7 protein-coding genes and 1 pseudogene are annotated in these 8,584 nt (G+C 73.6%); 3 read left to right on the top strand and 5 right to left on the bottom strand.

Going from position 1 to position 8,584, the window contains the following annotated elements; genetic code table 11:
- Together CCN51_RS59485 and ggt are read right to left on the bottom strand one after the other, a co-directional pair.
- Window positions 1-545: pseudogene (locus CCN51_RS59485) on the bottom strand (hypothetical protein); the annotation flags it as partial.
- Window positions 546-727: 182 nt separating this feature from the next.
- Entirely contained in the window at window positions 728-2,539 is a 1,812-nt protein-coding gene (ggt, locus tag CCN51_RS46780; RefSeq protein ID WP_014175487.1) for a gamma-glutamyltransferase, read from the bottom strand.
- A 199-nt stretch (window positions 2,540-2,738) separates the two neighbouring features.
- Between ggt and CCN51_RS46775 the strand changes: the two genes are divergently transcribed.
- Complete coding sequence (locus tag CCN51_RS46775; RefSeq protein WP_014175488.1) at window positions 2,739-3,482, top strand: hypothetical protein; 744 nt, start codon at window positions 2,739-2,741, stop codon at window positions 3,480-3,482.
- A gap of 80 nt (window positions 3,483-3,562) precedes the next feature.
- On the opposite strand, the gene CCN51_RS46770 is transcribed toward CCN51_RS46775, so the two are convergent.
- The 3 genes from CCN51_RS46770 to CCN51_RS46760 form a co-directional block, all read right to left on the bottom strand.
- Window positions 3,563-4,270, bottom strand: a complete 708-nt coding sequence (locus tag CCN51_RS46770; RefSeq protein WP_055414153.1) for an FAD:protein FMN transferase — start codon at window positions 4,268-4,270, stop codon at window positions 3,563-3,565.
- Window positions 4,271-4,343: 73 nt separating this feature from the next.
- Window positions 4,344-4,856, bottom strand: coding sequence for an FMN-binding protein (locus tag CCN51_RS46765; protein ID WP_014175490.1), 513 nt, complete (start codon window positions 4,854-4,856; stop codon window positions 4,344-4,346).
- A 27-nt stretch (window positions 4,857-4,883) separates the two neighbouring features.
- Entirely contained in the window at window positions 4,884-6,251 is a 1,368-nt protein-coding gene (locus CCN51_RS46760) for a ferredoxin reductase family protein (protein WP_014175491.1), read from the bottom strand.
- Between the two features lie 172 nt (window positions 6,252-6,423).
- On the opposite strand from CCN51_RS46760, the gene CCN51_RS46755 reads away from it, so the two are divergent.
- Together CCN51_RS46755 and CCN51_RS46750 are read left to right on the top strand one after the other, a co-directional pair.
- Entirely contained in the window at window positions 6,424-7,167 is a 744-nt protein-coding gene (locus CCN51_RS46755) for a response regulator transcription factor (RefSeq protein WP_014175492.1), read from the top strand.
- A 20-nt stretch (window positions 7,168-7,187) separates the two neighbouring features.
- Window positions 7,188-8,584, top strand: a 1,397-nt coding sequence (locus CCN51_RS46750) for a sensor histidine kinase (RefSeq protein WP_245881822.1), incomplete at its 3' end; no start/stop codon positions are given.

The raw sequence follows: 8,584 nt of genomic DNA, 5'->3' as shown, positions 1-8,584 counted from the left end.
GCGGGGGTTCGGGTGGACAAGGCGTCCAGGGCGGTCAGGCGGGCGCGGAGCTCCTCGCAGCGGGCGGTGGCTCGCTCCCAGTCGTCGCGGGCCCAGGCGAGGTTCGTCGAGAGGCGTTCCCTCGCGTCGGCGTCGGCGTCGGCGTCCGCTTCGGCGGTGGCGTCGCGTACGGCGGCGTGGAGTTCGCGTTCGCGCTTGGCCGCGTGCCGCTGCTCGCGGAGCATCGCCTCCAGCCGGCTCTGGAGGGCGGTGCGGCCACCGACCATGGTGTCGTAAGCGGTGACGGAGGCGCGGTAGAGGGCGGCGGCGCGGGTGGCGGCCTCCTTGGCCATGTCGGGGCCGCGCTGGGCGGACAGGTCCTGGAGCAGGGCCTGGACGACGTCCCAGGGCGGCACCTCCCGGCCGTCGAGGCATGCGCGCATGCCTTCCGGATCGCGCTGGGCGAAGACTCCGTACCAGCCCTGCTCCGCGTCCAGACGTCTCGTCAGCGCACGCAGGTAGCGCGCGAACTCCTCAACCTCGGCCGGGAGTTGACCGCCAGCCATGGTCATCCCTCTCCCCGTGTCCCCGTCCGTGTCCCCGTCCCCGTTCCCGTGGACGAATCCCCCTCCAGTGGGCACGCATTCGACACCCTCTGTGTTACGGGGACGGTTACGAACGTGCTACGGGAGTTTTTCCGACTCCGCACACACCGGCCGGCCGAGGTCCACCAGCGACAACGGTCCCGTCACTTGTCCGGGCTGACCACCATCGCCGAGCCGCCGCCGCGCCGTACGGTCTCCGCGGCCGCGAGCCAGCGCCCGCCGGACAGCCGTTGTACGCCGGTCGCCGCCCCGATCTCGGGGTTCTGCTTGAAGGAGTGGCCGAGCGTCGTGAGCTGTCCGCGCAGCGGGCTGTTCCACAGCCCCGGCTCCAGTTCGGTCTGTGCGGCGTTGCGCTGGCTGGCGCGGGGCGCGGCGATCGCGTCGACCAGCGGCATTCCGCGGTCCAGGTGGCCCAGCAGGGTCTGCAGCACGGTGGTGATGATGGTGGCGCCGCCGGGCGAGCCGAGCGCGAGCACCGGGCGGCCCTTGTCCGTGACGATCGTCGGCGACATGGACGAGCGCGGCCGCTTGCCGGGGCCGGGCAGGTTCGGGTCGTGGACGGCGGGGTTGGCGGGGGCGAAGGAGAAGTCGGTGAGCTCGTTGTTGAGCAGGAAGCCGCGGCCGGGCACGGTGATGCCGCTGCCGCCGGTCTGCTCGATGGTGAGGGTGTAGGCGACGACGTTGCCCCACTTGTCGGCGACCGTGAGGTGGGTGGTGTTCTCGCCCTCGTACGTGGTGGGGGCCGCGGTCCCGCCGCTGTCGCAGCCGGTGGGCCGGGCGGGGTCGCCGGGCGCGAGCGGGCTGCTCAGCACGGCGTCGGCCTTGATCAGGCAGGCCCGTGAGTCGGCGAACCGCTGCGAGGTGAGGCCCTTGGTCGGCACGTCCTCGAAGGCCGGGTCGCCGACCCAGCGCCCGCGGTCGGCGAAGGCTATCCGGCTGGCCTCGATGTAGCGGTGCAGATAGTCGCGGTCGCTGAGCTTGGTGAGGTCGGTCTTCTCCAGGATGTTCAGCGCCTCGGCGACCGTGGTGCCGCCGGAGGAGGACGGGGCCATCCCGTACACGTCGAGGCCGCGGTACGAGGTCTTGCTCGGGGCCTGGCGCTTGACCTTGTACGAGGCGAGATCCCGCTCGGTCAGGTCGCCGGACCGTACGACGCGCTGCGCCGCGGGGTCCACGGGGGGCTTGCGCACCGTCTTGACGATGTCGCGGCCCAGCTCGCCCTTGTAGACGGCACCGACGCCCTTCTTGGCCAGCAGCGCGTAGGTGCGGGCCAGGTCGGGGTTGGTGAAGGTGGAGCCGACGACCGGCAGTTCGCCGCCGGGCAGGAACAGCTTGGCGGTGTCCGGGAAGTCCTTGAAGCGGGCCTGGTTGTCGGCGGTCTGCTGACGGAAGGTGGCGTCGACGGTGAAGCCGTCACGGGCGATGCGCTGCGCGGGCTTCAGCACCTGGGCGAGGGAGCGGGTGCCCCAGGTGTCCAGCGCGGTGTCCCAGGTGCCGGGGGTGCCGGGGGTGCCGATGCTGAGTCCGCTGGTGACCACGTCGGCGAACGGGATCGGCTTGCCGTCCTTGTCCAGGAAGAGCTTGTCGTCCGCGCTGCGCGGCGCGGTCTCGCGCCCGTCGAGGGTGAACACTTTGTGCTGCTTGGCGCTGTAGTAGACGAAGTACCCACCGCCGCCGACGCCCGCCGAGTACGGCTCGGTGACGCCGAGCGCGGCCGCGGTGGCCACGGCCGCGTCCACCGCGTTGCCGCCGCGCCGCAGCACCTCGATTCCGGCCGCCGAGGCGTCGGCGTCCACGCTGGAGACCGCGCCGCCGTAGCCGACGGCCACAGGGGTCTTGGCGGGTGTGTCGGCCGGGGCCGCCCCGCCCGCTGCGCCGCCTCGCGCGCCCGCCGGGGCGATGCCGAGGACGACGACCAGACCGGCCGTCGCGGCGAGGGCCGGAAGTCGGCGCAAAGGAGTGGAAGTTGCTGTTGGCGCGGCTGTTATCGGGGACGTTGCGGCTGGTCTTGCGGGGTGCTCCATCCGGGCCTCCAAGCGAGCGGCAGGGGCCGGAGCCTACCGGTGACCGTCCCGGAAACGACAGGGGGCGCACAGAAGGCAAAGCCCCCGCCCGCTCGAACAAACACCCACATCGCGGCTACGATGCGCGGCCATGACTGACACCGTGCAGGACCTCATCGCTTCCGGCGCGGCCCTGGTCGTGGGCCTGGCCCTCGGCTGGGCCGTGCACTCAGCCTATGCGCGCCGCAAGCGCGCCCGCGAGCAGGCGTTCTTCGGGCTGCCGGACGGCTCGGAGTGCGTGCTGGTCACCCACCGGGACAGCACCTCCGCGCACTGGAGCATCCCGCGCCATGACGCGCTCGCGCTGTTCGGGATCGCCGCCGTCGTGGAGAACTGCGGCGCACACGCCGAGGTGGCCCCGCATGACACGGGGCTCCAGGGCTTCGGGGCGCGCACCGAGTTCTGTGTCGGCGACCCGACCGCGCACCGCCGCCTCGCCGCCCACATGGGCAATCTGCTGCCGGGGGTCGCGGTCCACGAGGGCGACGAGACGCAGGAGCGCGGCTCGTTCACCATAGGCGGGACCGAGTACCGCCCGGAGCCGGGCGCCGTGGAGTATGTGCTGCTGGCCCGGCTCACGGCGGGCGAGAGCGGCCGTCCCGTGTTCCTGGCCGCGGGCCAGCGGCCGGTCACCCACCGCGCCGCGATCCGCCACCTCGTACGCAACCGCACCCGGCTGGCCCGCAAGTACGGCGCGCAGGGCTCCTTCTGTCTGCTGCTGAAGGTCGTGAACTCGCAGGCGTACGGCCCGGACGTGGTCGAGGTCGTCGCGGACGTCACCAAGGCGGCGACCTCGGCGCCGGGCCGCTCGCGCGCCGCCCACAAGTCGGACTGACCCCGTTTGCGGTGAGTATGGGACGGCGACACGCCGTGGCGTCGGCGTGTCGCCGTCCCATACTCACCGCAGATTCAGACTCAGAAGCCCGGGGTCTGCCAGAGGTCGCCGGTGGCGGTGACCCCCATGGCCTGATGGGATTCCAGGGCCTCGGTCCAGGCGCGGGCGGCCGGGCCCATCGCGAAGGCGGCCGTGGCCAGGGCGTCGGTCCAGGTCAGGCCGGGGCCGGTCAGGGTGAGGGAGGCCAGGGCGGTGGCCGGTTCACCGGTGTGCGGATCCAGTACGTGAGGGCCGCGTTCGGCCGTGCCTGAGGTGGCGACGGCCAGGTCGCGGCCGGTGACGACGGCACACAGCGCCCCGGGGAGCAGGGGGTGCGCGATGCCGACCCGCCAGGGCACGCCCGGGGCCGCCTCGCCCCGCAGCTGAATGTCCCCGCCGCCGTTCACACAGGTGTTGTGCGCCCCCGCCCCGTACAGGATCGCCGAGGCCCGCTCCACCGCCCAGCCCTTGACCATCCCGGACGGGTCGAGCCGGCCCCCGGCCGTATGGCTGAACCAGCCGTCGGTGGCGCGCTCCGCCGCCTCGCACAGGCCCAGCACCTCGGCCACCTCGGGCCCGCACCGCTCCACGGAGAGCTCGCCCCGGCCGAGCCGGCTGATGGCGCTGTCCGGGCGGTACGGGGAGAAGACCTCGTCCACGTGGTGCAGCCAGGCCACGGCCTCCTTCAGGGCCCGGCCGATGGCGGGCGTGGCCGGGTCGCGGATGTCGAACGAGAAGACGGTTCCCATGACGTGCTCGACATGGCGCACGCCCCCGCGCCGCCCCTCGGACACCGGCTCGGACACCGGCTCGGACACCCGCTCAGACACCGGCCTGGTCCAGGGCGCTCTGCAGGGACTGGACGTAGCCGTCGCTGGTGTACGTGGCGCCGGAGACGGTGTCGATCTGCGCGTTCTGGGCTTGCAGCGTCTCGTTGGTGAGCTGCGGTACGGCGTACGAGGCGATCTGCTGGGAGCGGCCGTCGCCGGACGGGGTCTGCAGCGCCTTGACTGCGGTGATCTTCCCCTTGGAGAGGGTGACGGCGAGTTGCACGGGGCCGTAGCGGGTGTTGATCGTGTCGCCGGTGTAGGTGCCGGTCGGGCCGGCCGAGGTGGTGTGCGAGGTGGACGGCGACGGCGCCGCCGCCGCACCGCTCGACGACGGAGAGGAGGACGGGGAGGACGACGGAGAGGAGGACGGGGCGGAGGACGGGGACGGCGGCTGGGCCGCCACCGCGGGCGGCGCCGTCGTCGGGGTGTCGGTGTGCGGTTTGAGCGACAGCAGCAGGACCACGCCCGCGACGGTCGAGACGGTGGTGAGGGCGGCCTTGCGCACGGCCAGGGCTCCTTTACGGGCTCGGGGTCAGAAGGCGAACGACTCGTGGTGGATACGGCGGCGCGGCACCCCCGCGCCGCGCAGGGCCCGCTGGGCGGCCTCCGCCATCCCCGGCGGACCGCACAGGTACACATCGCGCTCGGCCAGGTCCGGGACGAGCCGGCGCAGCTCGCGCGCGGTGAGCGGGGACGAGTACTCGACCGGCTCGTCGACGACGTAGTGGACGGTGGCGCCGCGCCGGGCAGCGAGCTGGTCGAGTTCGGTCCGCAGCGCCAGGTCCTCCGGCCGCCGGGCGCGGTAGATCAGGGTCACCTCGCCGGGGATGGTCTCGAACAGCGCCCGCAGCGGGGTGATGCCCACCCCGCCGCCGAGCAGCAGCACCTTCGGCGCGCGGCGGCGGCGGGCGGTGAAGGCCCCGTACGGGCCCTCGGCCAGGACCCGGGTGCCGGGCGCGAGCCGGGCCAGCGCCGCGCTGTGGCCGCCTGCCGCCTTCACCGTGATCCGCAGGAAGGAGGGGTGGGCGGCGGCCGAGAGGGAGTACGGGTTGGCGGCCCACCACAAGCCGGGCGCGAGGAAGCGCCAGCGGAAGAACTGGCCGGGCTCGGCGCGCAGCTCGTCAAGACGGTCGCCGGTCAGATACACCGAGACGACGCCGGGCGCCTCCGGCCGGACCTCCGAGACCCACAGCCGGTGGCGCAGCGCCCGCCGTACGGGGAGGAGGAACCGGAACCACAGCAGCAGCGCCGCGACCCCGCCGTACAGGCCGTACCAGGCCAGCTGGGCCGTGCGGTTGCCGACGAAGTCGGCGCCGTCGGAGAGCTGGTGACCGAAGGCCAGAAAGATCGCCAGGTAGGTGGCGAGGTGCAGCAGATGCCAGGTCTCGTAGGAGACCCGGCGGCGGGCGGCGCGCGCGGACAGGACGCCGGTGGCCAGGAGGAGCAGAAAGCCGACGGTGCCCTTGAGGAGGTCCGGGTAGTGGAGGACGAGGGTGGTGGTCTGGTCCACGACGCCGGTGTGCGAGGTCAGCGCATAGCCCCAGATGATCAGCAGGGTGTGCGCGAGGGCGAGGGAGACGACGTACCGCCCGCCCGTCGCATGCCAGCGGGCCAGCCGGTCGCTGCCGACGTTGCGGTCCAGCACCGGCACCCGGGCCATGAGCAGCAGCAGGACGGCGGTCGCGTATCCGGCGAGCAGTCCGGTGATGCGCCCGGCGCCGGTCAGCCAGCCGGCCACGCCGACCACGGAGGTGGTGTCGCGCCACCACAGGGCCAGCACGGCGGCGGCGCCCGCCCCGATCGCCGGCTGGGTGAGGGCGGGGACGAGGCCGGGCGGCCCCGGGGTGAGCGGCCGGGCGCGCGGCGGGTCGGCGCGGCGGTCGTGGATGGTGGTGGCCACAAGGTCGTCCTTTCCGTGAGCGGGGCCGTCAGCCTCACAGGACAACTTCTGAGGACCCTCTGAAAAGGCTTTGGAAGGGGCAGGCTCCGGGGCGGCTCAGAGGAAACTCAGAGCAAGCTCACAGAGCCGGGGAGCCCGGCGCGCGGGGCGCCCGGGGGATGCTGGATGCGTCATGGAGAACCAGAACACGAGCCCTTTCCTGCTGCGGCCCGACGGCACCCCCGTACGCGTCCTCGTCGTCGACGACGAGCCCGACCTGACCGAGGTGCTGTCGGGGGCCCTGCGCTACGAGGGCTGGGAGGTCCGCACCGCGGCGGACGGGGCGTCCGCGCTGGCCACGGCGCGCGCGTTCGGTCCGGACGCGGTCGTGCTGGACTGGATGCTGCCGGACTCCGACGGGCTGACCGTGCTGCGCGGGCTGCGCGCCGAGCTGGCGGGCGTCTGTGTGCTCTTTCTCACCGCGCGGGACGCCGTGGAGGACCGGATCGCGGGGATCACCGCGGGCGGCGACGACTATGTGACCAAGCCGTTCAGCCTGGAGGAGGTCCTGGCCAGGCTGCGCGGTCTGCTGCGCAGGGCCGGGATGGCCCGGGGGTCGGACCTCCACCAGGCCGACCGGCTGGTGGTGGGCGATCTGGTGATGGACGAGCAGGCGCGGGAGGTCACCCGGGGCGGGGTGGTGATCGAGTTGTCCCGCACCGAGTTCGAGCTGTTGCGGTTCTTGATGCGCAATCCGCGCCGGGTGCTGTCGAAGGCGCAGATCCTGGACCGGGTGTGGTCGTACGACTTCGGCGGCCGGGCCCATGTCGTCGAGCTGTACATCAGCTATCTGCGCAAGAAGATCGACGCGGGCCGGACCCCGCTGATCCATACGGTGCGCGGGGTCGGGTACGTGCTCAAGCCGGACGTGTCATGAGCCGTGTCGTGAGGCGTGTCATGAGCCGTCTGCCGTCACTGCCGCGCGCCCTGCGGGCCGTGCTCCCCCGGACGCTGCGCGCCCGGCTGACCGCCGGGCTCGTGGTGCTGCTCGCGGCCGCGTCCCTGGCGGTCGGGCTGACCACGGTCCTGGCGCTGGAGGGCTTTCTGGTGCGCCGCCTGGACCAGCAGCTGACCGCGGCGGGCGGCCGGTTCCCGGCAAGCCTGGAACACGGCGAGCGCCCGGACGCGGACAACCGGCCCGATACGCGCGGGCAGTCCGCGTACACGTTCGGCGCCCGGCTGAAGGGCGGCGAGGCGACGCAGGCGGCGGTGGTGCATGACAACACGGACACCCGCGTACCGCTCACCGGCGCCGACCAGCAGGCCCTCGCTCAGCTGCCGGTCGATGGCCGCGGGCACGACGTCCGGCTGTCGGCGATCGGCGCGTACCGGGTGCTCGCCGTGGCCGGTGACGACGGCGACGTCCTGATCACCGGCCTGCCGCTGCGGCCGGTGGCGGAGACGGTGCACCGGGTGGAGCTGGTGGAGGCCGTGGTCTTCGGGTCCGCGCTCGCCGTGACGGGGGTCGCGGGGGCGCTGTGGGTGCGGCTGTCGCTGCGCCCGCTGCGGCGGGTGACCGCCACCGCGGCCGGGGTGGCGCGGCTGCCGCTGGCCAGTGGGGAGGTGGCGATGCCGGCGCCGGTGCCGGACACCGATCCGCGTACCGAGGTCGGCCAGGTGGGCGCGGCGCTGAACCGGATGCTCGGGCATGTCGGCGATGCGCTGGCCCGCCGCCACGCCGGCGAGGAGCGGCTGCGGCAGTTCGCCGCGGACGCCAGCCATGAGCTGCGGACGCCGGTGGCCAATGTGCGCGGCCACGCCGAGTTGGCGCTGCGCCACCACGGGCCGGTGCCCGCGGAGGTGCGCCACGCGCTGGAGCGGATCCAGTCGGAGTCGCAGCGGATGAGCACGCTGGTCGACGATCTGCTGCTGCTCGCGCGGCTCGACGCGGGCCGGCCGCTGGCCCGCGGGTCCGTCGATCTGACGCGGCTGGTGCTGGACGCCACGGGCGACGCACGCGCCGCGGGGCCGGACCACCGCTGGACGCTGGAGCTTCCCGAGGAGCCGGTGACGGTCACGGGCGATGAGCACCGGCTGCAGCAGGTGGTGGCCAATCTGCTCGCCAACGCCCGTACGCACACCCCGCCGGGCACCGAGGTGGCGGTCCGCCTGGGGGTGCGCGCCGGACAGACAGGACTGACGGAGCTGACGGTCGCGGACGACGGTCCTGGCATCCCCGAGGCGCTGCAGGCCGAGGTGTTCGAGCGCTTCGCGCGTGCGGACCCCAGCCGCTCGCGGGCCGCGGGCAACACCGGTCTGGGGCTGGCCATCGTGCGGGCCGTCGTGGCCGCGCA

It is taken from the genome of Streptomyces milbemycinicus (assembly GCF_002154605.1).
GTDB lineage: Bacteria > Actinomycetota > Actinomycetes > Streptomycetales > Streptomycetaceae > Streptomyces > Streptomyces milbemycinicus.
Note: the sequence above shows the minus strand (reverse complement) of the source record. Positions and strands in the feature narration are given on the sequence as shown.